Raw genomic sequence first — 25,930 nt, forward strand, 5'->3', positions numbered from 1 at the left:
GGCTAATGTTCGACTCGTGAGTGACACCGGAAGCCCCGCCACCTCAGCGCCCGAGGAGACCGTGCCAGCCATGGATGCCGCCGCGCCGGCTGCCGAGTCCGCGAGCTCGCAGCAGCGCCAGGAATGGCAGCGGCTGGCCGACGAGGTGCGCGAGCACCAGTTCCGCTACTACGTGCGTGACGCTCCGATCATCTCCGACGGCGAATTCGACGCGCTGTTCCAGCGGCTGCTGGCCATGGAGGAGGCGCATCCGGATCTGCGCACACCCGATTCGCCGACCCAGCTGGTGGGCGGCGGTTTCGCCACCGATTTCACCGCGGTCGACCATCTCGAACGCATGTTGTCGCTGGACAATGCGTTCGATTTCGACGAGCTGCGCTCCTGGGCCGCGCGCGTGGAGGCCGAGACGGGGTCGGGCCTGCACTACCTGTGCGAGGTGAAGATCGACGGTGTCGCGCTGAACCTGGTCTACGAGAAGGGCAGGCTGGTGCGCGGCGCCACCCGCGGCGACGGCCGCACCGGTGAGGACGTCACCCTCAATGCCCGCACCATCGACGACATTCCGGGCGAACTCACCCCGCACCCCGACTACCCGGTACCGGATCTGCTCGAGGTACGCGGCGAGGTGTATTTCCGGCTCGAGGATTTCGAGACCCTCAATGCCGCCATCGTCGCCGAAGGCAAACCGCCGTACGCGAATCCGCGCAATACCGCCGCCGGTTCGCTGCGCCAGAAGGACCCCTCGGTCACCGCGCGGCGGCGGCTGCGGATGATCTGCCACGGCTTCGGCCGCATCGAGGGGTACACGCCCAGCTCCCAGCACGAGGCCTACAACGCGCTGGCCGCCTGGGGGCTTCCGGTGTCCACGCACACCAAGCTGGTGCAGGGCGTCGATGCGGTGCTGGAACGGGTGGCGTACTGGGGTGAGCACCGCCACGATATCGAGCACGAGATCGACGGCCTCGTGGTCAAGGTCGACGAGATGGCGTTGCAGCGCCGCCTCGGCTCCACCTCGCGGGCCCCGCGCTGGGCGATCGCGTACAAATATCCGCCCGAAGAGGCCACCACCAAGCTGCTCGATATCCAGGTCAATGTCGGCCGCACCGGCCGGGTCACCCCGTTCGCGGTGATGGCGCCGGTGACCATCGCCGGGTCGACCGTCGCGATGGCGACCCTGCACAACGCCTCGGAGGTGCAGCGCAAGGGTGTGCTCATCGGCGACACCGTCACCATCCGCAAGGCGGGCGATGTGATCCCCGAGGTGCTCGGCCCAGTGGTCGACGCCCGCACCGGCGACGAACGCGCCTTCGTGATGCCCACCCACTGTCCCGAATGCGGCACCGAACTCGCACCGGAAAAGGAAGGCGACGCCGATATCCGCTGCCCGAACCAGCAGTACTGCCCGGCGCAGCTGCGGGAGCGGGTGTTCCATATGGCCGGGCGCGGCGCCTTCGATATCGAGGCGCTCGGCTACGAAGCGGCCGTCGACCTGCTCAAATCCGGAGCCATCACCGACGAGGGCGACCTGTTCGATCTCACCGAGGAGCGTCTGCTCACCACCTCGCTGTTCGTCAACAAGAACGGCACGCTGTCCACCAACGGGCGCCGGCTGCTCGACAATCTCTCCGCGGCCAAGAACCGCCCGCTGTGGCGGGTGCTGGTCGGGCTGTCCATCCGCCACGTCGGCCCCACCGCCGCCCGCGCGCTCGCCGCCGAATTCGGCAGCCTCGAGCGCATCAGCCAGGCCTCGGTCGAGGAGTTGTCGGCCACCGACGGCGTCGGCCCCACCATCGCCGTCGCGGTCGCGCAATGGTTCACCGTCGACTGGCATCGCGCCATCGTCGACAAATGGCGGGCCGCCGGAGTGCGGATGGAAGACGAACGCGACGAATCCATCGAACGCAATCTGGAGGGCCTGTCCATCGTCGTCACCGGTTCGCTGGAAGGCTTTTCCCGCGACGGCGCCAAAGAAGCGATCATGGTGCGCGGCGGTAAGGCCGCCGGCTCGGTGTCGAAGAAGACGGCCTTCGTGGTAGTCGGCGATTCCCCCGGCTCCAAGGCCGCCAAGGCCGAGGAACTGGGCGTCCCCATCCTCGACGAAGACGGTTTCCGCACCCTGCTGGAATCAGGTCCGGACGCGGTCCGCCCCGCCCCGAGTGAGATCGAAACGCCCGCCGAGTAGCACACGGAATGGGGGGACAACTCGATCAGCGAGGCCGGTCGATCGGCGCTGTCACGGCACCGGCCGACCGGCTCGCACCGGATTTCTACCGGCTGTGGGGCGCATTCACCGTCAGTCAGATAGGTAGCGCGTTCGGTGCGGGCGCGCTTCCGATGGTGGCGATCCTGGTGCTCGGGGCCTCGAATCTCCAGGTGTCGCTGATGGCGGCCATGGCGGGTGTCGCGAGCGCGGCCATCGCCTTGCCGATGGGCCCGTTCATCGAATTCCATCGCAAACGCCCGATCATGGTGTGGGCGGACCTGCTCGTCTTCGCCGCATTGGCCAGTGTGCCCGCGGCCGCCTGGCTAGGTGTGCTCACCTACGCGCAGCTGTGCGTGGTCGTCGCGGTGCAGACGGTGTGCGCGATCGTCTTCAACGCGGCCAACGGTGCCCATCTGAAATCGCTTGTGCCGCAGCATCAGCGAATCACCGCCAACAGCCGCTTCGAGACGACGTTCTGGACCGCCTCCACCCTCGGTGCTCCGGTCGGCGGTGCGCTCATCGCGACCTTCGGCCTCACCCTCACCGTGCTCATCGACGCCGTCAGCTATCTGCTTGCCGCCGTCGGAATCCGCAGCATCCGCACCCCCGAACCGGATCCGCCCGGACGTCGCCCGGAACGGGCACGCCTGGCCGACCTGCGCAGCGGTTGGTCCTATATCTTCGGACATCCCGCGCTGCACCGCCTGTTCTGGAATGCGATGGTCTTCGGTGGGACCATCCTGATGACCACACCGCTGATGGCGCTGCTCATGCTGCGCGAACTGGGTTTCGCGCCTTGGCAATACGCGCTCTCGCTCGGATTGCCGTGCCTGGGCGGGTTGATCGGGTCGGTGTGCGCGCCGAAACTTGTGGGTGCGTTCGGGGAGCGTGCCGTGCTGCTCGGGTTCGGCGTTCTGCGTACCTGCTGGCTCGCGCCGCTGCTGCTCGCGGGGCCGAACACGATCGGCCTGGTCGTCATCATCGCCACCGAAACACTGCTGCTGTTCTGTGCGGGCGTATTCAACCCGGTGTTCATCACCTTCCGCATGAACAACACCGCCGACGGGCACATGGCGCGAGTCGGCACCGCTTGGTCGATCAGCTCAAAATGCGCGCAGCCGCTGTTCATCGCCGCCGGTGGATTGCTCGCCGCCGCTGCCGGGCTCCGGTTCGCGATCGGTGTCGCCGCGACCATCATCGTCGCGAGTTCACTGCTGCTGCCCTGGGGTCGGATGCGACCCGGCCCCGACTGCGCGGCACGCGGCTCGGCGGGGTGAGTCCTGCCTCGGTACCGCCACTCCGCGATGTATGCGGCCGGTGTTCATCGCCGTCGGCGGCCTGCTCGCGGCCGCGGCCGGACTTCGGTTCGCCGCCGCTGTCGCCGCGATCGTCGTCGTCGCGAGTTCGCTACTGCTTCCCTGGCGTTACATGCCGACCGCGCAGGGGCACGGACCGGGAAATGTCGTGTAGTCCGCTGCTGGAGCGGAGTATCGGCGCGGATCGCAGTATCGGCGGTACGACCATCTGCCGTTCCCGGACCAGATCACCCGGCGGCAGTGGCCGTTTCCGCCTGCCTGCCACTCCGAATGAGGCGCGCGGTTCCAGCCGATGTGCGAGCGAGAATCTCAGCGGACCTGCTCAGACGGCAGCCATGAACGGCCGGGCTCGGTCCACTTGTTGGCCTTGATCATCCGGCGCGCGGCGCGCTGGTTACGCCCGATCAGGCGATCGAGGTAGAGATGACCGCCGAGGTGATCTGTTTCGTGCTGGAAGCAGCGGGCCAGGTAGGCGGTGGTTGCTTCGACGGTGATCGGATTGCCCGCGACGTCGACGCCGCTGACCTTCGCGTACCCGGCGCGGCCGGTGGGGAACCATTCGCCGGGGACCGACAGACAGCCTTCGAGGTCGTCGTCGGGGTCGGGCATGGTCTCGGGCAGCGCGGAGGTTTCCAGAACCGGGTTGATCACATGTCCGCGGTGATGGACGCCCTCGTCGACCAGGTCGTAGACGAACACCGCGCGTGGATCGCCGACCTGGTTCGCGGCGAGACCGGCGCCGTTGGCCGCGGTATTGGTCTCGAACAGGTCGTCGATGAACGCGCGCAGTTCGTCGTCGAACACGGTGACCGGGGTGGCGGGTGTGGTCAGCCGGGGATCGCCCGCGATGAGGATGGGTCGCACAGTCATACATCGCAGAGTACTCAAAACCGAGTACTCGTGGCAGACTGGCTTCGTGAACGAGACTCGGCTGTTCGTCCTGGCCGCCCTGGCCAAACGCGGACCCATGCACGGCCACCAACTGCGTCGCGATGCCCGGCTCGACCGCGCCGACCTGTGGTCGCGGGTCAAACCCGGCTCGCTCTACAGCGCGCTGCACCGGATGGCCGACGAGGGCCTGATCCGCGCGCTGCGCACCGAGCAGCCCGGGGCCCTACCGGCCCGCACCGTCTACGAGGTCACCGACGAGGGCTTGCGGGAGCTGCGCGCGCTCCGCGATGAAGCGTTCACCGAGATCGATATCCGGCCCGACCCGGTCGATCTCGCCCTGGCCGTCAGCGCCGATCTCGACCGGGAGTTGCTGCGCGGCTATCTCGAAGACCGCATCGCAGCCCTGAAGGCTCGCGCCTCGCATATCGAACACCTCCTCGACCGCCGCTGGCCGGATCAGAGCGCGGCCGACGACCTCATCGCCGAGCACGCCCGCATGCGCATCCGCAGCGAGATCGACTGGCACGAAAAAGTCTTGGCAGACCTGGACAAGCTCGACCAGCCGCACTGATCGCCGCCTTCGGGCCCGCACCCGGCCTGCCGATCCGAGACCCGGGTTCGAGGAACTCCGTATTGGTGCTTCGACGCCCGCCGGCGGCCGCCGCGTCGGTGCCAAGTGGCGTGCCTGCCACCGAACCCGACCTCCCACTGACCGGACGCCTCACAGCCTCCGCCGATCCGCCGACCCTACTGTGACCTGCACCACGCCGATGAGGTTGTTGCCGAGCACAGGAGAACCGGATGAGCGCCCGCGTCCCCGTCACCCCGATCGCCGCCGCCGATATCGCGGCCTACGACCACGAAACCGATGTGCTTGTGGTCGGTTACGGCTGCGCGGGAGCCGCTGCGGCACTCGATGCCGAGGCCGCAGGAGCCGAGGTGATTCTGCTGGAACGGCAGAGCGGCGGCGGTGGATCGTCGGCGTTGTCGGGCGGTGAGATGTATCTCGGCGGCGGCACACCCATCCAGCAGGCCTGCGGATTCGACGACACCGCAGAGGAGATGGAGAAATTCCTGCTCGCCGCGCTCGGGCCCGACGCCGACCAGGAGAAGGTGGGGCTCTACAGCCGCGAGAGCGTCGCGCACTATCAGTGGCTGACCGGCCACGGCGTGCCGTTCAAGCCTTCGCTGTGGGATTCGCCGACGTGGGTGCCGCCCACCGATGACGGCCTGATGTGGATGGGGGAGAACGCCTACCCGTTCAACGAGATCGCCACCCCGGCCCCGCGCGGGCACCGCGTCACCTCCGACGGTTTCGGCGGCAAGGTGCTCATGGCGGTACTGAGCGAGGCCGTGGACCGCACGAATATCGCAGTGCACACCGATACCGCCGCGCTGCGGCTGATCGTCGACGGCAACCGCGTGGTCGGCGTGGTGGCACGGCATTTCGGTGACACGATGACCTACCGGGCGCGCCGCGGGGTCGTCCTCACCACCGGCGGGTTCGCCGACAACGCGGAGATGCTCGCCCAGCACGCACCGCAACTGGTGGGGCTCGGCGTCAACAGTGACGGCGGCGACGACGGCCGCGGCATCGTCATCGCGCAAGCTGTCGGTGCGGCGGTCAAGCATATGTCGGCCGGTCAGGTCGGTATCTCGCTGGTGCCGGGGATGATGGTGCGCGGCATGATCGTCAACGATGTGGGGCAGCGGTTCATCAACGAGGATGTCTACCCGGGTCTGGTCGGACAGGCGGCACTGTTCAAGCACAACCTGCGGGTGTGGGTGATTCTCGACGAACAGGCCTACGAGGAAGTGCCGGAAGACGAACGCTGGGGCGTGCGGCCGCATTTCGTCGCCGAGACCCTCGCCGAACTCGAACAGGAGATCGGCATGCCGACAGGCGCCCTGCAAACGACCGTCGGCGAGTACAACCGGCACGCCGAACGCGGCGAGGACCCCTACTTCCACAAGTCGGCGCGCTGGCTGCGGCCGTTGCGATCGCCGTTCGCCGCGATCGACGTGCGCCGCGGCATGGCCCCACCCGAATACGGTGACGGCGGGACCGCGGGCGGTGGCGCGGAGGTGTTCACCATCGGCGGGCTGCGCACCAGCGTCGACGGACACGTTCTCGATCTCGACGGCGAACCCATCATCGGCCTTTTCGCCGCCGGTCGCGCCACCTCCGGCCTGCACTCGTGGGGTTATATCAGCGGAACGTCTCTCGGCGACGGCACCTTCTTCGGTCGCCGCGCGGGCCGGGCCGCCGCAGGACACTAACGGCGCCTGCCGCGAGCCGATGTCGCGATAACCGCGCGGAGCGGGAAGGATGACCCGCATGCTGCGCAGTTTTCAGGTGACCAATCACAAATCGCTGGCCGACCGGCAGGAGTTGCGGTTGAGTCGCGGGTCGGGCCCGGTCGCGGTGCCGGTGACTGCGGTCCACGGCGCCGTGGGTGCGGGCAAGACCAGCCTGATCGACGCGCTCGGCCAGATGCGCGACGCGGTGCTGCATTCGGTGACCGGCTGGGATCCGTATGCGGGGCCGGTGCGTTCACCGCATCTCGGGTTCGCCGATCGGCCGACGGAGTTCGTGGCCTCGTTCGTGGCCGAGGGGTGCCCGTACACCTACGGCTTCGCGCTCGACAATGCCGACGTCATCGCGGAATGGCTGTACGCGCACCCGCGTTCGCGTAAGCGGATCGTGTTCGAGCGGACCGGTGAGCAGATCAAGATCGGGCCGATGTTCGAGGCGGCGCGCTACGGGATCGCCGCGCTCGCTCCGTTGGTGCGCCCGAACTCGCTGCTGCTGAGCCTGGCGGGCCAGATGTATGCCGAGGCGCTGGTGCCGGCCTATCGGTGGTTCGAATCGATGCTCGAGGTGCAGTGCGGGCCGGCCGAGCCGGCGCGGGTCGAATATCTGGTGGGCAGCCACATCTCCCGCTCCGCCGAGAACGCCGCCCGGTTGCTGACCCTGCTGCGCACCGTCGACCTCGGCATCACCGATCTGCTGATCGCCGAGAACGATCCGCTCTACGCCGACTACCTGCGCGAACTCGACGTCGACATCGCCGGGCTCACCGAGCAGGCCGAGCGCGCGGCGTCCTCACCCGCCTACGCGGAGACGCTGCTCAGCGATAACGGCGTCACCCCGGTGCTGCTCGAACGCGAGCTGACCAACCTGAAGAACGCCCGCGACGCCCTCTACGAGCGGATGGTGGACCGGCGCGGTGTCGGGCTGCGGCTGGTGCACGAGGGCATCGACGTCCCGTTCCACATCGGCGACGAATCCACCGCCACACTCACCCTGCTGCGGCTGCTGCCGACGATGCTCGACGCGCTCGACTCGGGCAAGGTGCTGGCCGTCGACGATATCGGCGGGCAGCTTCCCGCCGAGGAGACCGACCGGCTCATCCAGCTGTTCCAGAACCCGGAAACCAATGCCCGTGGCGCCCAATTGATCTTCACCACCAACAACCGCACCCTCATCGATCGCGGAAACGGCCGTTCCAGCCGGACCCGCTCCTCGGTCTGGCAGCTGCGCCGCACCGAACACGGCACCAGCGAACTCGCCCCGCGCTGAGCGCGGCCGCCGCTCGAACCGCCACTAGGCTGTGCTCATGCTGGAATTCGCGATGCTGGTGATCATGATCGGCGCCCTGGCCGGGATGATCGCGCTGTACCTGCGCGGCCGTCGCGGCGTCCGGTTGTCCGAGCCCGAGGTGGGCACGCTCTACGTCACCGGGGTGAGTCCGCGCCCCGACGACCTCACCGGCGAGCAGTATGTCACCATCACCGGCAACCTGACCGGACCGATGGTCGAGGGTGCGGTCGTCTACGGCCGCTTCGCCTGGGACGTGAACAATTGGCCGTCCATCGGCGACACCTTCACCGTCGCCTACCCGCCGGGCAAACCGGACAAATGGCAGCTGTACAGCCCGGGTGCGGCGGGGCCCGGCGCCTGACCAGGCATCGGTGGCGCCCGCGATGGCAGGATGCGGGCATGGGTGTGAACGCCGATCTGATCGTCCGGGACGCGCTGCCGACGGAGTACGCGGCGGTGTCGGAGCTGACCGTCGAGGTCTACGTCGGCGAGGGCTACGTTCCCGCAGGCAACCCGTATGTGCACGAGCTGGCCGACGTGGAGCACCGCGCGGCGTCGGCGCAGGTGCTGGTGGCCGTGCATGAGGATCGGGTGGTCGGCTCGTTGACCGTCGCCCGCCCCGGCACGCCGTATGCGGAGATCGCGCGCGCCGGTGAGCTGGAGTTTCGGATGCTCGCCGTCAGTAAGCGGGCCCGCGGGCTCGGCGTGGGGACGACGCTGGTGCGTACGGTGATCGAGATGGCCTCGGCGCAGGGTTTCGAGGCGGTGGTGTTGACCACGATGGCGCCGATGGTCGACGCCCGGCGTATCTACGACCGGTTCGGTTTCGTCGCGGTGCCGGAACGGGATTGGCGCACCGAGGACGGCCAGCCTCTCACGGTGTTGCGTCTGCCGCTTGCCGGCTGAGCAGCGAGTCCGGCCGTCGAGCCGAGTCGCGAATCAGCCGAGGACCGTCGCCACGATGCCGGCCAGATAGCCGAGCCGCGCGACCTCCGACGGCCGGAAGTCGGGCCCGCCGGGGCGTCCGAGCAGCAGCACCTTGCTGGAATCGCCCAGCGGGGCCGCGGCGAGTTTGGTGTCCATATCGCGCCAGATCTCGGGCACCCAGTCGGCCTCGGGGTCGAGCACGGTCGGCTTGTTCAACGGCATCCACGGCGCCGAGGACGCCTGGGTTTCCGGGGCGCTCTGGCTGCCGACGACGCGGTAGGCGCCCTGCGGGCCGAGATCGAGAATGGTGCTCCAGCCGACGCGCAGCACCCGGGGCGCGCCGTCGACCAGCACCTGTAATCGGTCATCGCGGGCGCTGGCGACCTGGTCGATCAGCTCGAGCTCACGGTGGGTGTCCAGTACTCCGGAGTACGGCCGGATCGAATCGACGTGCACATCGCTGATCGATTCTGCGGCGGTGATCAAGGTGTCGGGCAATGCCCCTGGCGACACCTCCACAACCAGATCGTCGACCGCGAAGCCTGCCCCGCGTTCCACGACATCCAGCGAGAGGATGTCGGCGCCCACGGAGCCGAGTGCGAGTGCGAGTGCACCGAGGCTTCCCGGACGATCCGGAAGTTGCACGCGGAGCAGGTAAGACACGTGCTGTCCTTTCCTTGGCGGCCGAGCCTGGCGAACGTATACCCGGTCTGGCAATCCTTACACCCTCGAGCGCCGGTTATCGAGTCGAAAGTTTCCGGAATCCACTCGGTTTGCCGATGCTTCCGGTGATTTCAGCATGTCGGCTCGATGTCTCATAGGTGTATCGAACATGAACCAGTAGTGAACGACGCGGGATCGGTCGAGTAGCCGGAGCTGTGGATGCCGCCCGCGGCGCGGCGCGGCGGTTGCGGAGCCGACCGAATCGAGGGCGGGCCGGCCGGAACGGCGGTCGCATCGAGCGGGCCCGCCGGCGGAACGGTCGCGGCTCGGTGCCGGGCAGCGGCGATGCGGTGCGGGCAGGTCGCTAGGCTATGCGTGCCGTTGCGTATAGCGCAGTAGATGTACATACACGCAACGCAAGCCCGTCCACGCGCAACTTTCGAAAGGGGTCCGCGGTGCCCGCCATCTCCCGCGACGAGGTCGCCCACCTCGCCCGGCTGTCCAGGCTCGCCCTGACCGACGACGAACTGGATCAGTTCGCCGGTCAGCTGGATTCGATCCTCAGCCATGTGCGGACCATCTCCGAGGTCGCCGCCGCCGACGTCCCCGCCACCGCCTCGCCCAACCCGGCGACCAATGTCACCCGCCCGGACGTGGTGGTGCCCGGCCTGACCCCGAACGAGGCGCTCTCGGGTGCGCCCGCGGTCGAAGAGCAGCGGTTCATGGTGCCGCAGATCCTGGGAGAAGCAGAATGAGTTCAGCATCGCAAGGCGATTCCATGAGGGGTGGCGGCCGGGCGACGGGTGGGCGTGAGTTGACGCAGCTGTCGGCGGCGGAGCTGGCCGACAAGATCCACTCCCGCGAGGTCACCTCCACGCAGGTCACCCAGGCGCATCTGGACCGCATCGCCGAGGTCGACGGCGAGTACAACGCCTTCCTGCACGTCGCCGGTGAACAGGCGCTCGCGGCAGCCGCGGCCGTGGACACCGCGCTGGACGCGGGGCAGGCGCCGGTCTCCCCGCTGGCCGGAGTTCCATTGGCGCTCAAGGACGTGTTCACCACGACCGATATGCCCACCACCTGCGCGTCGAAGATCCTGGAAGGCTGGGTCTCGCCGTATGACGCCACGCTGACCACGCGGTTGCGCGAGGCGGGTATCCCGATCCTCGGCAAGACCAACATGGACGAGTTCGCGATGGGGTCGTCCACCGAGAACTCCGCCTACGGGCCGACCAAGAACCCGTGGGACACCTCCCGCATTCCGGGTGGATCCGGTGGCGGTTCGGCCGCGGCGCTGGCCTCGTATCAGGCGCCGCTGGCGATCGGCACCGATACCGGTGGCTCGATCCGTCAGCCCGCCGCGGTGACCGCGACCGTCGGTACCAAGCCCACCTACGGCACCGTTTCGCGTTTCGGCCTGGTGGCCTGCGCGTCGTCGCTGGATCAGGGCGGTCCGTGCGGGCGCACGGTGCTCGACACCGCGCTGCTGCACGAGGTGATCGCCGGCCACGATCCGCGCGACTCCACCTCCCGTGACGTGCCCGTCCCGCCGGTGGTCGCCGCCGCGCGCGCCGGTGCGAGCGGTGATCTGCGCGGGGTGAAGATCGGTGTGGTCAAGGAACTGCATTCCGACAGCTACCAGCCCGGTGTGCTGGAATCCTTCGACGCCGCCGTCGCGGTGCTGAAGGAACTCGGCGCCGAGGTGATCGAGGTGTCGTGCCCGCACTTCGAATACGCGCTGTCCTCGTACTACCTGGTCATGCCGAGTGAGGTGTCGTCGAACCTGGCGCGCTTCGATGCCATGCGCTACGGCCTGCGCGTCGACGACGACGGCACGCACAGCGCCGAGCAGGTGATGGCCGCGACCCGCGCCGCCGGTTTCGGCCCCGAGGTCAAGCGCCGCATCATGATCGGCACCTACGCGCTGTCGGCCGGTTACTACGACGAGTACTACGGCCAGGCGCTCAAGGTCCGCACCCTGATCGCCCGCGATTTCGACGCTGCCTACGAGCAGGTCGACGTGCTGGTCTCGCCGACCAGCCCGTTCACCCCGTGGAAGCTGGGCGAGAAGGTCGACGATCCGCTGGCGATGTACCTGTCGGACCTGTGCACCCTGCCCACCAACCTGGCCGGGCATCCGGCCATGTCGGTGCCGTCGGGGCTGAGCAAGGACGACGGCATGCCCGTCGGCCTGCAGATCATGGCGCCGGCGCTGGCCGACGACCGGCTGTACCGGGTGGGTGCGGCGTACGAGGCCGCGCGGGGGCCGATCGCCTGAGTTCGGAGCTTCCCGCACCGGCGCGTTCCCCGGTGCGGGTCTCACCGATCAGGCCGCGTGCAAGCTCTCGGCTTGCCGCGCAACACCTTCGGTCATCCCGGTGAACCCGCGCCGCAGCGCCTTGCCGAGCGCGAGTTCGACCACCGGCTGCAGCCAGCCGCCGAGTTCGAAATGCGATTCGTAGCGGGTGCGGTCGGGGCCGAGCGCGGTGACGGTGTGGGTGCGCCTGCTGTGCAGCGCGCCGAACGGCACCGGCTTCATCGAATAGCTGAACTCCTCGCCGGGAGTGTGGCTGGTGATGAATTCGCGCTGGCGCCGCGGCTTCGACCCGGTCAGGTGGACGACCATGTCGATCGGCGCGCCGACCTCCAGGGTGGAGCGGCATTCGCTGACGAAGGGGTTCCATTCGCCGTACCGCTCGAATCCGGTGATCACACCCCACACGACATCGGCGGGTGCGGCTATCTCGACTGTTCCGTCCACGACAAACACACCCAAAACTAGAACCTGTTTCATAGCGGGGTCAACCCCCGGGCTCAGCAGTCGGGCAGGGCGGTGCCCTGATCGGCGCCGTAGCGGTGACCGTGCCCGGGCGGGGCGTCCAGGGCGGCGAGCAGATCGGCGGTGGTCTGCACGAAGCTCACCACCGGCAGCCAGCCCGGCACCGGGGCGTCCACGCGCGCGTCGCGCAGATCCGGCGCCCGCCACAGCAGCGACGGCGACCAGTGCACCACCGGATCGGACGTATTGGCCAGCACGGTCGCGCCGGTACGGTGCACGGACCCGACAGGCGGCCCGGCCCACAGCACCGAGCAGGTGCGGCGGTCCTGCTCGGCGGCGTCGGCGAAGATCGCGCTGCCACCGAGAGCACCGAGGCTCTGGCCGTAGACATGCAGGCGCGGCTTCGTCGCGAGGGTGGCGATGCGCTGTTCGACGGCGGTGAACAGGGCCCGCGCGGATTCGGCGGCGGCGTCGCGCCCGAACAGGAACGTCGCCCAGCTCGGCGCATAGGAGTACTGAAGCCCGACCAGTGCGACGTCGCCGTGGAAGCGTTGGTCGAGACCCTTGATCGCATTGGCGTCGATCCAGCCCGACCCGGTGGGGACTGCGATCACCACATGCGATCGCGTCAGCCCGCCGGAGCGCTCCAATTCCTGAACGGCAAGGGCGACACGGGATTCCAGATCGGGCGCTGACTCCAGCCCGACATACACCCGTACCGGCCCGAGCGGCTCCCCGGAGACGAACCGCCTGCCCTCCGCGCCCAGCGACGGCCAGCTGATGACGGAATCGGCGCTGCCCGAACGCGTCGCCGAGACCGGGCGCGGCACCTCGGGGTCCATCGCGGCGTTGGCGGTGGCGTAGGCGCCGCGCCGCCAGTCGACGATCGACGGCACGCCGACCAGACCGAGCACCGCGGCCGCCACCACGCCGACGGCGACCGCGCGGGTACGCCCGAGAGTGCGCACCACCCAGCCGATTCCGCGCGCCAGGCCATACAGTAGACCCGCGATCATCGTCGCTCCGAGCGCGCACCACAGCCAGTAGTCCGGTCCGATCGCCGGGGTACCCATCGCGGCGCGCAGCCGGTTCTGCCAGTGGCTCGCGTGGACGGCCGCGCCGGTGATCAGCAGTGCTGTCGCGCCGAGTACTGGCATCCGCCAGCGCGACCGATCCCGGAGCACGCCGCACTTGCGCAGCACGAACCGGGCGATGCCGGTGATCCCCAGCGTGATCGCCACCAGTAGACCCGTCAGCACCGCCTGCGCCATCGGGGTGCGCGGTAGCAGGCCGGGCGCGAGCGAGACCAGTACTCCGGTGCCGATGGCGAGCGTGGTGGCGCTCCGTGGTGGGTGAAGGAACCGCCCGAGCCGGCTGCGGTTCTCTCGATCGCGCGTGAGATCGGTAGCCCGGGATTGTCGTGACGGACAGTCGATCTCGTCACGAAGATCCGCTGCCGGATCAGCACCCTGTCGTGTGACATGTGCACTCGCGGGCTGTCGGGCAGCCGGCTCACGTCCGCGTCCGGACACTCCTCTGGAAGCATCCTGGACGACGAGGGCTTTCGACGGAGGATGGTGGGGCTCGCTTACCGGCGTTCGGCTGCTCGGCTGTCGATCGCCGCCGCTCTTCATCGGGTCGAGGGCACCCGGTGTCGCGGCGGGAGCTGGTGCCGGTTCGCTGGGCCCGGTCGCCGGACGGGTGCACGGTACCGCGCGCGCCGGTCGCCGAGCGTCGTCCGGAGCGAGGCTGCCGGCATCGGTGTCCGGTTCCAAGGAGGACGTTCGCGCGGAAACACGCCGGCCGTGCAGTGCGGTATCTGTGGGCGCGGAAGCCCTGCCGTCTCGTGTGGCCGTGGTCGTGGAATCGCTCATCGGGCAACCTCTGCTGTGCTGAAAGGAATGGCGTCGGTGGCGGAAGGGGCTGTTGGGTGCGTCGGGGTTTCTGCGCCTGGTCACGTCACGTCGGCGGTACGGGCACCGCCGTGGTCACGTCGGCGGAACGGGCGCTGCCGTGGTCACGTCGGCGGAACGGGCGCGGCGGTGGTCACGTCGGCGGTACGGGCGCTGCCGTGGTCACGTCGCCGGAACGGGCACTGCGGTCCACGACGGCCGACCGATCGACCGGGTGCGCGTGGCGCCGCGACGTGCACGGGTGAGGACCACGGCACCGGTGACCGCGGTGGCGCCGATCGCGGCCCCGCCGAACAACCAGGGCTGCGCGGGTGTATCCGCGGCCGCGGCGCCGAGGAAGGCTTCGGTGACCGGGACGCCGTAGTCCTGGCGGCGCGAGTTCAGATCGACGAAGGTGTCCGCGACGGCCGCCATGACCTGGCAGCGTCCCCTCGCGAAGGCCTCATCGCGGGTATCGCAGGCCAAGTGCATCCGCTCGCCCAGCGTCCGGTCGATCGCCTGCCGCGCCCACGAGCCCAGCGGCGCGCCCTGCCGGTCGGCGTAGCGCAGCAGGTCGTAGCCGAGATCGTGGGCCTTGCAGGCGGTGTCGAACTCGGCGGGCAGCGGCACCGGTGACGAACAGTCGCCGTACGGGTTGACCAGCAGTCCGTCGACCAGTGCGGGCCGGTAGCCCATGACGTCGGCGAAATCAGCGGGGACAGCGGCGGGCGAACCGGGACCACCGGAGGTGAGGTCGGTGACCGCGGCACCTGCCGAAGGGTCCTGGGGTGCAGGCGTGAGGCTCGCGGCCTGTGTCGCGGGGGCGAGCATGACGGTGGCCGCCATGGTCGTCAGCGCGGCCGCGGTCAGGGCGGCGACGCGGCCACGGTGCGGGCGTGGGCGGCCCGGATGGGCGTGCTCGGCCGGCGTCGACGGGCGGACACCGCGACGGGCGCTGGTCGGTGTGCTCATGATCATCGACGCTAGGAATGCGCGGTCTACCGGGGCGTCCCGCCGTGGAGCGGTTCGCGGGCCGTGCCTGCGGGGGAGCGGCCACCCGGGCTAGGACCTGGGTAGGGGGTCGGAATTCACCCGCCGGTATGAGGCCGCGGCGGGCCGGAGTTCCTACTGTCGTAGCTATGACGGACCAGACTGTCGCGACCACCGACCTCAGCACCCCCGCCGCCCGGCGCCGCGCCCGGCTGCGGCAGCTGAACGCCCGGATGTGGTTCGACCTGTTCACCGTGCTGGCCGCCGTGGTGCTGTTCACCGTGGCCTGGCCGACGCTGCACCTGACCCATGATGTGCCGGCGGCCGTGCAGCCGTTCCTCGCCGCGCTCGCCGCCTTCCCGATCCTGCTGGTGCGGCTCAACCCGTCGCTGGGCTGGGCCATCTCGGCGGGTTCGGCGCTGGTGATCGCCCTTGCCATCCCGCACACACCGGGTAACGACATCCCGTTCCAGGTGGTGCACATCATCACCCTGCACGTACTGCTGTTCGCGGTGGCGCTGCGCGCGCCGATGCCGATGATCGCGGTGGTGTGGGGCGCGACGTCGCTGCTGCTCGGTACCACCATGGGCGGTGACAGCGCGTTCTCCGAGTCGGTGTGGGCGTGGCCGGTGTCCTTCGGCGCCATCGTGCTGTTCGCGCTGCTGATCCGGTGGCTGGTGCAGTCGCGCCAGCTGCTCACCCAGCAGGAGGAGGCCAACGAACTGGAACGGGCGCGCCGAGCGATCCTCGAGGAGAAGGCGCGCATCGCCCGCGACCTGCACGATGTGGTGGCTCACCACATGTCGCTGGTGGTGGTGCAGGCCCAGACCGCGCCCTACCGGGTGGAGGGCGTCACCCCGGCCGCCCGCGCCGAATTCGAATCCATCGGGTCCACCGCCCGCGAAGCGCTGAACGAGATCCGCGGCATGCTCGGCGTGCTGCGCAGCGACGGCCAGCTGCCCGAACACGCGCCGCAGCCCACCGCCGCCGACGTCGAGACGCTGTTCCTCGGCGCCAGCCGCGCCGGCGTCGCGATCGACTGGACCGTGGACGGGCCGCTGTCGGCGGTCTCGGACACCACCGGCCTCGCGCTGTACCGGATCGTGCAGGAATCGCTGTCCAACGCCTCCCGGCACGCGCCGGGTGCCGCCGTCCATGTCCGGATCACCGTGTCCGCCGATGTGGAGATCGTGGTGAGCAACGACCCCGGCGCCACCGCGGCCCGCCCGGTCGGCAACGGCGGGCACGGCATCACCGGTATGCGGGCCAGGGCACTGGCCGCGGGTGGTGAGCTGACCGCGAGTCCGCGCGAGGACGGCGGCTTCGAGGTGCACGCCCGGCTGCCGATCGGCCCCGGTCCGGCGGTGGGCGTCCTGGATTCGACGAGCGTCGAGTCGGTGGGCTGAGACCGGATCACCACCGGGGCTGTGATCGGCGGGCGTTTGCGGTACTGCCCGTGCCCGTCGTCGCGCCCGACCATGGAGGGCGCTGGGCGGTTCGCGTGTCCCGGCGGCAATTAGGGTGGGCGCGTGGCTATAACGGTTCTGATCGCCGACGACCAGGCGATGGTGCGCCAAGGCTTCGGCGCCCTGCTCGCCGCGCAACCCGATATCAGCGTGATCGGTGACGCGCCCGACGGGAAGGTCGCGGTGGCGGAGGCCAAACGGCTGCGGCCCGATGTGGTGCTGATGGATGTGCGCATGCCCGAGATGAACGGTCTCGACGCCACCCGCGCCATCCTCGCGGCCGGCTTCGATCCGCCGGTCCGGGTGCTCATGCTCACCACCTTCGACATCGACGACTACGTCTACGAGGCGCTGAGCATCGGCGCCAGCGGGTTCCTGCTCAAGGACGCACCGGCCGAGGAGCTGGTGCGCGCGGTCCGGGTGGTCGCCGACGGCCAGGCATTGCTCGCGCCGACCGTCACCCGCCGGCTCATCGCCGACGTCACCAGCCGCCGCGCCGCCGCCCGCGCCAAACCCGCCCCCGCCCTGGCCGCGCTGACCCCGCGCGAACGGGAAGTGCTCGAGCTGATCGCCAAGGGCATGTCTAATACCGAGATCGCCGAGGCCCTGTTCGTCGCCGAGCAGACCGTCAAGACGCACGTGTCGAAAGTGTTCGCCAAACTGGACCTGCGCGACCGCGCCCAGGCGGTGGTGCTCGCCTACGAATCCGGGCTCGTCACTCCTGGTTGATGCCTTGGCCGCATCCGCCCCGCGGCCCGGTAGGCTCACGGGGCCGTCTGTCACCAGAAGGGGGTCGCGTTGCTCAACAGCGGTGACGTTTTCGCCGGGTTCACCATCGAGCGACTGCTCGGCCAAGGGGGCATGGGATCGGTGTACCTGGCCCGTCATCCCCGGCTGGACAAGCAGACCGCGCTCAAACTGCTGAACCGGGATCTGTTCGCCGACGCCTCGGTGCGCGCGCGTTTCGAACGCGAGGCCGATCTGGCCGCCCAGCTCGACCATCCGAGCATCGTCGCGGTCTACGACCGTGGCACCGAAGCCGACCAGCAGTGGATCAGCATGCAGTACATCGACGGCGCCGACGCGTCGTCGGTGACCGCGCTGACGCTGCCGCCGGAGCGTGCGGTGCAGATCATCGAAGGGGTCGCCGACGCCCTCGACTACGCGCACGGCATCGGCGTGCTGCACCGGGATGTGAAGCCGGGCAACATCTTGCTGGCCCGCTCCAGCGCCGGCCACGGCGAACGGGTGTTCCTCACCGATTTCGGCCTGGCCCGGTTGCGTGCGCAGACCACCCAGCTCACCCAGCAGGGCATGTTCACCGCGACCCTGGCGTTCGCCTCGCCGGAACAGATGACCGGCTCCGAACTCGACGGCCGCTCCGACCAGTATTCGCTGGCGTGCACGCTGTATTGGCTGCTCACCGGCATGGCCCCGTTCGATTCGCCGAACCCGGCCGACATCATCCACGGCAATTTGCAGCTGGCCGCCCCGCCGTTGGCGGTCAAACGGCGCGGGCTGCCGCTGTCCCTCGACGCGGTGCTCGCGGTCGCGATGGCCAAGCATCCGAGCCAGCGTTTCGGCACCTGCGTGGAATTCGCTGCCGCCGCCCGTCACGCGTTGAGCAACCCGGGGTATCAGCCCGTGCCCGCGCGCAATGCGCCACCGGCGGCCTACCCGCCGCCGCCCGTCGCGGGGTATCCGCCGATAGCCCAGGCACCGGCCGGCGCGCCGGTGCCGCAGTATCCGGCGGCTGTGCCACCGGCGCCGGCTGTGCCACCGCCCGCGTATCCGGCGCCGCAGGGCATGCCCAATCAGGCCGTCCACGCGGGCGGTCCGGCGGGGCCGCCGGCGCATCCGGGGGCCGTCGCCCCGGCCGCTCATCCTGCGCAGCCGACCGGATCGATGCCGCCGGGACTTCCCGCGCAGTCGCCGGGAGTCGCCGCACCCTCCGGGCAGGCCGGTGCCACGTATGCGCCGACAGGTCCGGCGCACCCGGACGGCCCGCCGGTGCCTGCGGAAAGCGGTGGACAACAATCTGGTTCGGCGTCGGCATCCGCCCTCGGCGGGCAGCCCGATCCCGTGGCCGGGGTGGCTGAAGCCGAGCCGAATCGGCAGGAGGCAGGCAGCGCGTCGACTGCGGGGGGCAGCGCCGGGGACTCTGGCGCCGTTTCCGGCCCGGTGACCGCGGACGACTCGAGCAGTGGCTCCGGCCATCCGGGTGGATCCGACGGTGCGAGCGACGCCGCCGGCGGCACCGACGACAACAGCAACCATCCGACCACCGTGACCGCCTATGCGGGTACCCGGGGCACGTCTTCGCTGGTGCTCAAAGATGAACCCGCACAACCTGTCCCGTCGGACAATGGTGCAGGCGCATCCGGCGGCCCGGCCTCGGCGCCCGCGCAAGGACAACAACAACCGGCCGCGCCCAATCAGGGCCAAGGCTACGGCGGCATGCCGCCATACCCCCCGAATCACGGTGCCGGGCCTCGCTTTCCGGTCAAGCGCGGCAGTAGCCCGGTGCTGATCGCGGTGTTCACCATCGTCGGCCTGCTCGTGGTGCTGCTGGTGCTCGCGGTCGTGATGATCGTCGTGGGCGACGACGACGGCGACGAAGCGGCCGCCTCGGAGGGGCCCACTTCGACGTTCACTCCGGCGAAAGACATCACCCCGCAGGAGGATCCGGTCGAACGCAGCCGCCGCATCTTCCCGAGCCTGCTGCCGCAGGGGACCGCCGACAGCGGCCAGGGCTATCAGGGTGCCATGTGCACGGCCTACGAACCCGATGATCAGGTGCGCATCGACGATCGCGCGCTGTCGTCGCGCCCCTGGCAGGCGGTGTGGGAGTGCCGCCGCCGCGTCGAATCCGATGCGTATATGGATTACACCATCGTGGTGTACGAGGACGCCGACGACGCCCGTGCCGTGCTCGGGGAACTCCCGCCCAACTCCCGCAGCACCGGCGCCAAGAGCGGTGCACCGTATACCGCCTACCACTGGATCGAGCCGGATCCGCCCGGGCCGCTCACCACCACGCATCTGGTGGTCGGCTTCGGCGGCAGTGACCCGGTCCGCGCGAATGCCCTGATCTCGGTGGGTTATTCGGGGCCGATCGCTGACGAATTCGGCCGCCTGTCCTCGGAGAACGCCGTCATGCGGTGGTGGGCGGACGCGCCGCTGTAAGCCGCGGGCCGCTTCGAAAGCAAACGGCCCGGAGCGCGGTGATGTGCGCACCGGGCCGTTCGGGTTTCGGATCAGTCGACGGCCAATGCCTCCACGATCGGCATCCGCGCCGCGCGCAGTGCGGGCGGGATGGAGCCGAGCAGGGCGAGCAGCAGGGCGATGATGCCGTAGACCAGCAGCAGCGGGCTCGGTTCCCACACGATGTCGATGGTCATCGCATGGCCGATGGCGGTGGTGGACAGGTACTGCACCACCACGCCGACCACCAGACCGATGGCCGCGCCGGTGATGCCGATGCCCGCCGCCTCGGCCAGCACCGAGCGCAGCAGGAACTTGCGTCCGGTGCCCATGGCCCGCAGCACACCGAGTTCGCGGCGCCGGTCCAGCACCGACAGCATCAAGGTGTTCAGCAGCGCCACCGTCGCCACCAGCACCACGATCCAGAGGATGGCATTGCTCATCGACGTGCCCTGCCGCAGGCTCGCCGAAATCGCGTCCACGGCTTCGCCTCCGGTCTGGATACTCACATCCGGCCCGGCCAGTTCCCGGATCGTGGCTTTCGCCGCTGCGACGTCCACGCCCGGTTTCAGATCGATGCCGATGATCGTTTCACCGGGCCGCTGATACCACTCGTGCAGTCGTGAAATGTCCATCACCACAATGCCGGAGATCACCGAGAAGTACGGGATCACCTGCACCACCCGCACCGTGTGGTCGCCGGTCGGGGTCGGCAGCGTCAACTCGTCGCCCACCTCGGCGCCGAGCGAGCGCGAAACATCGCGGGAGAGTACTACACCCGCGCCGGTGCCCATTTGCTCGGCGCTGGACGGCGTGATCGAGCCCTGCACCTGGGTGACGACGTCGGAGGGGTATCCCTGCAACATCACCCGTCCGGTGCCGAGGGTCGCGAACGCCATCTGTCCCGCCCGCGCCTGCTCCACCTCGGGGAGGGCGGCGATCTTGTCCACCAGGCCGTCCGGTAGCAGCGGGCCGGTCGGGAACTGTTCCATCGACACCGGGCTCACGTAGAGATCGGTATCGCCGAGATCCTCGAACGAGGCGGTCGCCGAGTCGACCATATTGCTCGACGCCCCACCCATCGCGACGGTGGCCGCGACACCGATCATCACCGTCATCATCGTCGCCCACACCCGGCGCGGCGCCCGTTCGAGCGTGGTCGCGCCCAACGCACCGGGTGCGCCGAACCAGCGTGCCACCACGGCCGACGCGCGCACGATCGGACCGGTCGCGGCGAAACACAGCGCGACCGCGGCGGCGAACGACAGCGAGATGGCGGCCAGCGAATAGCGACCGAGATCGGTGCGTGCGATGACGACCGCCGCGACGGCCAGCCCGGTACCGAGAACGGCCGCGGCCCAGCGCAGCACCGGGCTCGCGGCATCGCTGCGGCCGACCCCGATCGGCACCAGCGCCTCGATCGGCTGCACCTTGTACACCTGACGTGCGGCGATACTCGCGGCGGCGACACTGGCCAGCACACACGCCGCGATCGCCAGCGGCACCGCGTAACCGGGAACCATGTACTCGGTGCGCGCCTCGACCGATTGCACGATCGCCGCGGGCAACTGTTCGATCGAGACCCGGCCCATGAACATGCCGACCACCGCGCCCACCGCACCGCCGAACAAGCCGAGCAGGGCGGCCTCGACCAGCAGATCGCGCACCATCGGCCCGCGTTTGCCGCCGATCGCGCGCAGCAGCGACAGGGTGGGCCTGCGCTGGGCCACCGCCATGCTCATCGCGTTGTAGATGAGGAACGCCGACACGATCAGCGCGGCGGCCGAGGCCATCAGCGTCGAATACCGCACGATCATGATCGCGCCGCCGGCCTGCGCGGTGCGCAATCCCGGATCGGCGACCACTGCTCGCCCGCCGACCGCATCGGTCAGCGCGGCGCGCAACGCATCGATATCGGCGCCGGGTGCGGCGAGGATCTGCACCGAATCCAGCCGCCCCGCCCGATCGGTGATCTGCTGTGCCAGCGGCAACGGCGCGGCCACGATATGGCCGGAGTTGAGTTTGCCGGAGGTCTCGGGGTCGAGCACCCCGGCGACGGTGACGGTGGCCGATCCCAGCTGGAACCGTTCACCTTCGGCGCGGCCGAGCCCGTCGCCGACCAGTACCCCGTTGGGCACCGAGAGCAGTTTCCCGGCCTGGGCGCTCATCGGCCCGGCCAGTTCGCTGCCGAGGGCGGCCACGGAGGCGTCGGCGCCGATCAGCAACGCGCGGTCGTCGCCCGTGCCGACCTGGGCGCGCAACATCGGCACCGCACGGTCGACGCCCGGTGTGGTGGCTATCGGCGCCAGCAGCGCCTGCTCGAAGCCCGCGTCGGTGACGCCGGTGATCTCGAGGACCGCGTCGCCGCCGAGTCCGCGGGTGAGCCGGTCGACCGATCCGGTGACCGAGCCCGAAATGCTCAGTACCGACACCAGCAGGCCGGCCGAGACACCCATGACCGTGAGCGACATCATGGTGCGCCCACGGTGGGCGAGTAGTTCGCCGATATTGAACAGCCGTAGCCGGTCCCAGGCGGCGCGGATCATGCGTTGACCGTCCGCTCGGCGCGCTCGTCGGAGCCGATCTTGCCGTCGCGCAGGGTGATCACCCGGTCGCAGTAGCGGACCGCACCCATATCGTGGGTCACCATCACCACCGAATTGCCGGATCCGGCTACCTCACCGAGCAATTCGAGGATCGAGGCGCCGGTTTTTGAATCGAGGTTGCCGGTGGGCTCGTCGGCCAGGATCAGCGGTGGGTCCATGATCAGCGACCGCGCCACCGCCACGCGCTGCATCTGGCCACCGGACAATTCCGCGGGCCGGTGCTCGGCCCGCTCGGCCAAACCGACCCGCTCCAGCAGCTCCAGGGCTCGCGGCTTGGCCTTGCGTAGTCCGGTGCCGTCGAGCAACTTCGGGATAGCGACGTTCTCCCAGGCCGACAGCGTAGGGAGCAGATTGAAGAACTGGAACACGAAACCGACCCGGTGCCTGCGGAATTCGGATTGACGCTCCTCGTCGAGGCTGCCGATCTCCTCACCCTGGAATCGGATCGAGCCCGAGTCGGGACTGTCGAGCGCGCCGAGCAGATGCAGCAGCGTGCTCTTGCCCGAGCCGGACGGACCGATGATCGAGGTGAACTCGCCCGCCGCGATGTTCAGGCTGATCCCGTCGAGGGCGCGTACCACCTGGTCGCCGACCAGATACTCCTTGTTGACGTTCGACAGTTCCAGCACGGCTGGTTGCGTCATCGCGTTCCCCGCCCTCTCTCTAGCGTGTATTTCGTTGGGTAGGCGCGTGTTCGAACACGCCTCCGGGATCGGCCGGTGCGACGCTACCGTGCCATCGCCTCGGATGCGCTCGGGTGGCGTCTGTTCGGGCCCTCGAGCAGGGCGTGCAGTTCGGGTTGCTCCGCGCACAGTTCGAGGTAGGCCTCGAGTTCGGGCCTGCCCTGCTCGTATGCCTCGTCCAGCTTGGCTTCCAGGTGCACGTTCCACCTGTTGCGCAGAGCCAGCAGCAGCCCCGCCTGCCCGCCGAAGAGGCGGTCGAGGTCGGGCAGGCCGTCGAAGAGGTCCGGGCGGTGCGGATCGATCGCAGCGCGAGCGAGCACGGTGTGCATGATGTCGATGCGGGTGTGCTGGTCTTCCCAGGTCATGGCTTCTGGCCTTTCGTGAGCTGGGCCTTCGGGTTTGTGTGGGGATCCACGACACTCGAGTGCGTGGAATTCACGCTACAAACGCGGCCGTGGCGTTGTCGTCGTGCCAGGGACGCGAATCCTTCTCCTACCGTGGGTGGAGGCCGGGCCGTTCCCGGGACGATGTGCCGGAGCCGGCGGGGCGAATATCCTGACAGGATGAGTGCGAGCAGCGTCACACCCGAGCCGGGGTTCGTCGGCCCGGTGGCGCCGTTCCGCGAGAGCGGGCGCATCCGCGATCGGATCGTGGCGTTCGTGCGCAGTCCGCGGGCGGTGTTCCGGCGCAATCTCGACGAACTGCCGTTCGACTATCCGCCCGGCGTGGTCATCATCGCCGACCTGGCGTTCCTGCTCACCGGCATCGCGGCCACCATCCAGCGGCACGAATACTTCCCTTCGGCGCTGCCGCTGCTGGCGCTGGTGTTGTTGTTCGCCTCGCTGCCGCTGTTCGCGTTCCTCGGCGTGGTCCCCACACCGGCCCAGCTGATGGTGACCTCGCTGGTCGCCACCGGGATGTATCTCGCACAGCCCGTTCCCGCCGATTTCGCGCCCTTCGTGCTGGTCGTCGCGGCAGGCGAGGTCGCGGCGATCTCCTCGAAACGGGTCAGCGTGCCTTTCGTGGTGGCCTCGATCGGCATGCTCGTGGTGTTCGACAGCTTCGGCAAGCTGCCCTGGCTCGAGGATTCGGTGCCCTTCGAGGGCATGCCGATGTACGCGCTGGGCATCGTGCTCGGCTGGATGGTCGGCGTGATGCTGCAATCACAGCGACGGTTCCTCTATCAGGAACGCGAATACCAGGGCATCCGCGCTGCTCAGGCGGCCGCCGAGGAACGCAGGCGCATCGCCCGCGAGGTGCACGACGTCATCGCGCATTCGCTCAGCGTCACCCTGTTGCATCTCACCGCCGCACGGCACTCGCTCCAGACCGACCGCGATGTCGACGAGGCAGTCGACGCGCTGACCGACGCCGAACGTCTCGGCCGGCAGGCCATGGCCGATATCCGCCGCACCGTCGGGTTGCTGGACGGGCCGTCCAAACACCTGGCCGAACCGAGCGCCGACGACCTCGCCGCCCTGATCGATGATTTCGCGCGGGCCGGGCTGTCCATCGACGCGAAGATCACCGGCGACCTCGACTCGGTCTCCGCCGCCGTCGGCCTCGCGCTCTTCCGCATCGGCCAGGAGTCGCTGGCCAATATCGCCAAGCACGCGCCCGGCGCCGACGTCCGCTTCCGGCTGACGGTCGATCCCGCGACGGTCACCCTGGCGATCGCCAACACCTTGCCCGCGGGCTCACTCACCGTCGGGACAGGAATGGGGCTGACCGGGATGCGCCACCGGGCCGAACTGCTCGGCGGCCGGATGACCGCGGGCCCCGACGGCGACGGCTGGTCGGTCGAGGCGCGATTTCCGCACGCCCCGCCACGGACGAGCGCCCTCTGCGGGTGGTTGACCGGCGGGCTGCCGGTCACCCTTGGGCCGAAGCAGCGGCGCGATCATGATGTGGCCTTCGGGCCGAGTGAGCCCATCAGGCAGGAGAACGCGTGACCACTGCGGCAACGGAGACCACGATCGCGGTACTGGTGGTCGACGACCAGGAGTTGGTGCGCGGTGGTCTGCGCCGGATCCTGCGCCGCCGCGACGGTTTCCTCATCACCGAATGCGCTGACGGCGACGAGGTCGTTCCTGCCATCTCGGCCGAACCTCCCGACGTCATCCTGATGGATCTGCGGATGAAGCGGGTCGGCGGCATCGAGGCCACCCGGCTGGTCCGCATGCGCCCCGACGCACCGCCGGTGCTGGTACTGACGACCTTCGACGACGATCAACTGCTGTCCGGGGCGCTGCGCGCCGGTGCGGCCGGATTCATCCTCAAGGATTCCCCGGCCGAAGATCTCATCCGCGCCGTGCGCACCGTGGCCGGCGGCGGCGCCTGGCTCGACCCGGCGGTGACCGGCCGGGTGCTATCGGCCTACCGCACGGTGCGCCCGGCGACACCGACCGATGCCAGGCTGGCCGAGCTGACCGCCCGCGAGTACGAAGTCCTCGAGCTCATCGGCCGCGGCCGAGTCAACTCCGAAATCGCACGTGAACTCGGCATCTCCGAGGTCACCGTGAAAAGCCATGTCGGACACATATTCGGCAAGCTGGATCTGCGCGACCGGGCCGCCGCGATCGTGTTCGCGTTTGACCACGGGGTGGTCTCACCAGGACAATCCACTGTCTGACGGGCAGGTTCGGCGTCCAGACCGCACGGTCGCAGGCGGCCGCGACCAGCGCCCGGGAGTGGAGGATTGACACC

Annotated in this window: 23 protein-coding genes; 15 read left to right on the top strand and 8 right to left on the bottom strand. The window is 69.3% G+C overall.

The window, feature by feature from the left end:
• Positions 1-70 precede the first annotated feature (70 nt).
• From ligA to FEK34_RS07245, 3 genes are read left to right on the top strand one after another with little or no spacing between them, the layout of a single operon-like run.
• Entirely contained in the window at positions 71-2,182 is a 2,112-nt protein-coding gene (ligA, locus tag FEK34_RS07235; RefSeq protein ID WP_138447506.1) for an NAD-dependent DNA ligase LigA, read from the top strand.
• A gap of 8 nt (positions 2,183-2,190) precedes the next feature.
• Positions 2,191-3,480, top strand: coding sequence for an MFS transporter (locus FEK34_RS07240; protein WP_138447104.1), 1,290 nt, complete (start codon positions 2,191-2,193; stop codon positions 3,478-3,480).
• Between the two features lie 31 nt (positions 3,481-3,511).
• The gene (locus tag FEK34_RS07245) at positions 3,512-3,673 is read left to right on the top strand and encodes a hypothetical protein (protein WP_212748720.1); all 162 of its coding nucleotides are present in this window, start codon (positions 3,512-3,514) and stop codon (positions 3,671-3,673) included.
• A gap of 155 nt (positions 3,674-3,828) precedes the next feature.
• On the opposite strand, the gene FEK34_RS07250 is transcribed toward FEK34_RS07245, so the two are convergent.
• Positions 3,829-4,389 (bottom strand): peptide deformylase, encoded by a 561-nt coding sequence (locus FEK34_RS07250; protein WP_138447105.1) that lies wholly within the window; start codon positions 4,387-4,389, stop codon positions 3,829-3,831.
• Positions 4,390-4,435: 46 nt separating this feature from the next.
• Here FEK34_RS07250 and FEK34_RS07255 point away from each other — a divergent pair, with 46 nt between their 5' ends.
• The 5 genes from FEK34_RS07255 to FEK34_RS07275 all read left to right on the top strand — a co-directional run bounded on the left by FEK34_RS07255 (position 4,436) and on the right by FEK34_RS07275 (position 8,920).
• Entirely contained in the window at positions 4,436-4,981 is a 546-nt protein-coding gene (locus tag FEK34_RS07255) for a PadR family transcriptional regulator (protein ID WP_138447106.1), read from the top strand.
• Between the two features lie 230 nt (positions 4,982-5,211).
• A complete protein-coding gene (locus tag FEK34_RS07260) occupies positions 5,212-6,690 on the top strand; it encodes an FAD-dependent oxidoreductase (RefSeq protein ID WP_138447107.1) in 1,479 nt (492 codons plus the stop codon).
• Positions 6,691-6,748: 58 nt separating this feature from the next.
• Positions 6,749-7,993 (top strand): AAA family ATPase, encoded by a 1,245-nt coding sequence (locus FEK34_RS07265; RefSeq protein ID WP_138447108.1) that lies wholly within the window; start codon positions 6,749-6,751, stop codon positions 7,991-7,993.
• Positions 7,994-8,030: 37 nt separating this feature from the next.
• Positions 8,031-8,375, top strand: coding sequence for a hypothetical protein (locus FEK34_RS07270; protein WP_081597389.1), 345 nt, complete (start codon positions 8,031-8,033; stop codon positions 8,373-8,375).
• Positions 8,376-8,413: 38 nt separating this feature from the next.
• Positions 8,414-8,920 carry a GNAT family N-acetyltransferase gene (locus FEK34_RS07275; protein ID WP_138447109.1) on the top strand — a complete coding sequence of 169 codons (507 nt, stop codon included), beginning with the start codon at positions 8,414-8,416 and terminating at the stop codon, positions 8,918-8,920.
• Between the two features lie 33 nt (positions 8,921-8,953).
• On the opposite strand, the gene FEK34_RS07280 is transcribed toward FEK34_RS07275, so the two are convergent.
• Positions 8,954-9,604, bottom strand: a complete 651-nt coding sequence (locus FEK34_RS07280; RefSeq protein ID WP_014352203.1) for an amino acid-binding protein — start codon at positions 9,602-9,604, stop codon at positions 8,954-8,956.
• Between the two features lie 455 nt (positions 9,605-10,059).
• On the opposite strand from FEK34_RS07280, the gene gatC reads away from it, so the two are divergent.
• Together gatC and gatA are read left to right on the top strand one after the other, a co-directional pair.
• Positions 10,060-10,359 carry an Asp-tRNA(Asn)/Glu-tRNA(Gln) amidotransferase subunit GatC gene (gene gatC, locus FEK34_RS07285; protein ID WP_014352202.1) on the top strand — a complete coding sequence of 100 codons (300 nt, stop codon included), beginning with the start codon at positions 10,060-10,062 and terminating at the stop codon, positions 10,357-10,359.
• Positions 10,360-10,382: 23 nt separating this feature from the next.
• Complete coding sequence (gatA, locus tag FEK34_RS07290; protein ID WP_138447110.1) at positions 10,383-11,882, top strand: Asp-tRNA(Asn)/Glu-tRNA(Gln) amidotransferase subunit GatA; 1,500 nt, start codon at positions 10,383-10,385, stop codon at positions 11,880-11,882.
• 48 nt (positions 11,883-11,930) lie between these two features.
• On the opposite strand, the gene FEK34_RS07295 is transcribed toward gatA, so the two are convergent.
• The 3 genes from FEK34_RS07295 to FEK34_RS07305 all read right to left on the bottom strand — a co-directional run bounded on the left by FEK34_RS07295 (position 11,931) and on the right by FEK34_RS07305 (position 15,253).
• Complete coding sequence (locus FEK34_RS07295; RefSeq protein ID WP_283206586.1) at positions 11,931-12,365, bottom strand: SRPBCC domain-containing protein; 435 nt, start codon at positions 12,363-12,365, stop codon at positions 11,931-11,933.
• A gap of 53 nt (positions 12,366-12,418) precedes the next feature.
• On the bottom strand, positions 12,419-13,708 hold the full coding sequence (locus tag FEK34_RS07300) for an alpha/beta-hydrolase family protein (protein ID WP_138447507.1): 1,290 nt from the start codon (positions 13,706-13,708) through the stop codon (positions 12,419-12,421).
• 750 nt (positions 13,709-14,458) lie between these two features.
• Positions 14,459-15,253 (bottom strand): hypothetical protein, encoded by a 795-nt coding sequence (locus FEK34_RS07305; protein WP_249358841.1) that lies wholly within the window; start codon positions 15,251-15,253, stop codon positions 14,459-14,461.
• Between the two features lie 161 nt (positions 15,254-15,414).
• Here FEK34_RS07305 and FEK34_RS07310 point away from each other — a divergent pair, with 161 nt between their 5' ends.
• The 3 genes from FEK34_RS07310 to FEK34_RS30665 all read left to right on the top strand — a co-directional run bounded on the left by FEK34_RS07310 (position 15,415) and on the right by FEK34_RS30665 (position 19,917).
• Positions 15,415-16,671 carry a sensor histidine kinase gene (locus FEK34_RS07310; protein ID WP_138447112.1) on the top strand — a complete coding sequence of 419 codons (1,257 nt, stop codon included), beginning with the start codon at positions 15,415-15,417 and terminating at the stop codon, positions 16,669-16,671.
• A gap of 123 nt (positions 16,672-16,794) precedes the next feature.
• Entirely contained in the window at positions 16,795-17,460 is a 666-nt protein-coding gene (locus FEK34_RS07315) for a response regulator (protein ID WP_138447113.1), read from the top strand.
• 69 nt (positions 17,461-17,529) lie between these two features.
• On the top strand, positions 17,530-19,917 hold the full coding sequence (locus FEK34_RS30665) for a serine/threonine-protein kinase (protein ID WP_138447114.1): 2,388 nt from the start codon (positions 17,530-17,532) through the stop codon (positions 19,915-19,917).
• A gap of 71 nt (positions 19,918-19,988) precedes the next feature.
• Here the strand turns inward: FEK34_RS30665 and FEK34_RS07325 are convergent, their stop codons facing one another.
• From FEK34_RS07325 to FEK34_RS07335, 3 genes are all read right to left on the bottom strand, one after another.
• On the bottom strand, positions 19,989-22,481 hold the full coding sequence (locus FEK34_RS07325; RefSeq protein WP_138447115.1) for an FtsX-like permease family protein: 2,493 nt from the start codon (positions 22,479-22,481) through the stop codon (positions 19,989-19,991).
• Positions 22,478-23,185 (bottom strand): ABC transporter ATP-binding protein, encoded by a 708-nt coding sequence (locus tag FEK34_RS07330; protein WP_138447116.1) that lies wholly within the window; start codon positions 23,183-23,185, stop codon positions 22,478-22,480. Before FEK34_RS07330 ends, FEK34_RS07325 begins: the two co-directional genes overlap by 4 nt.
• A gap of 83 nt (positions 23,186-23,268) precedes the next feature.
• Positions 23,269-23,589 carry a hypothetical protein gene (locus tag FEK34_RS07335; RefSeq protein ID WP_138447117.1) on the bottom strand — a complete coding sequence of 107 codons (321 nt, stop codon included), beginning with the start codon at positions 23,587-23,589 and terminating at the stop codon, positions 23,269-23,271.
• 198 nt (positions 23,590-23,787) lie between these two features.
• Between FEK34_RS07335 and FEK34_RS07340 the strand changes: the two genes are divergently transcribed.
• Both FEK34_RS07340 and FEK34_RS07345 read left to right on the top strand, forming a co-directional pair.
• The gene (locus FEK34_RS07340; RefSeq protein ID WP_138447118.1) at positions 23,788-25,176 is read left to right on the top strand and encodes a sensor histidine kinase; all 1,389 of its coding nucleotides are present in this window, start codon (positions 23,788-23,790) and stop codon (positions 25,174-25,176) included.
• Positions 25,173-25,856, top strand: coding sequence for a response regulator (locus tag FEK34_RS07345; RefSeq protein ID WP_138447119.1), 684 nt, complete (start codon positions 25,173-25,175; stop codon positions 25,854-25,856). Before FEK34_RS07340 ends, FEK34_RS07345 begins: the two co-directional genes overlap by 4 nt.
• The last annotated feature ends 74 nt before the right edge of the window (positions 25,857-25,930 follow it).

It is taken from the genome of Nocardia cyriacigeorgica (genome assembly GCF_005863245.1).
Classification (GTDB): domain Bacteria; phylum Actinomycetota; class Actinomycetes; order Mycobacteriales; family Mycobacteriaceae; genus Nocardia; species Nocardia cyriacigeorgica_C.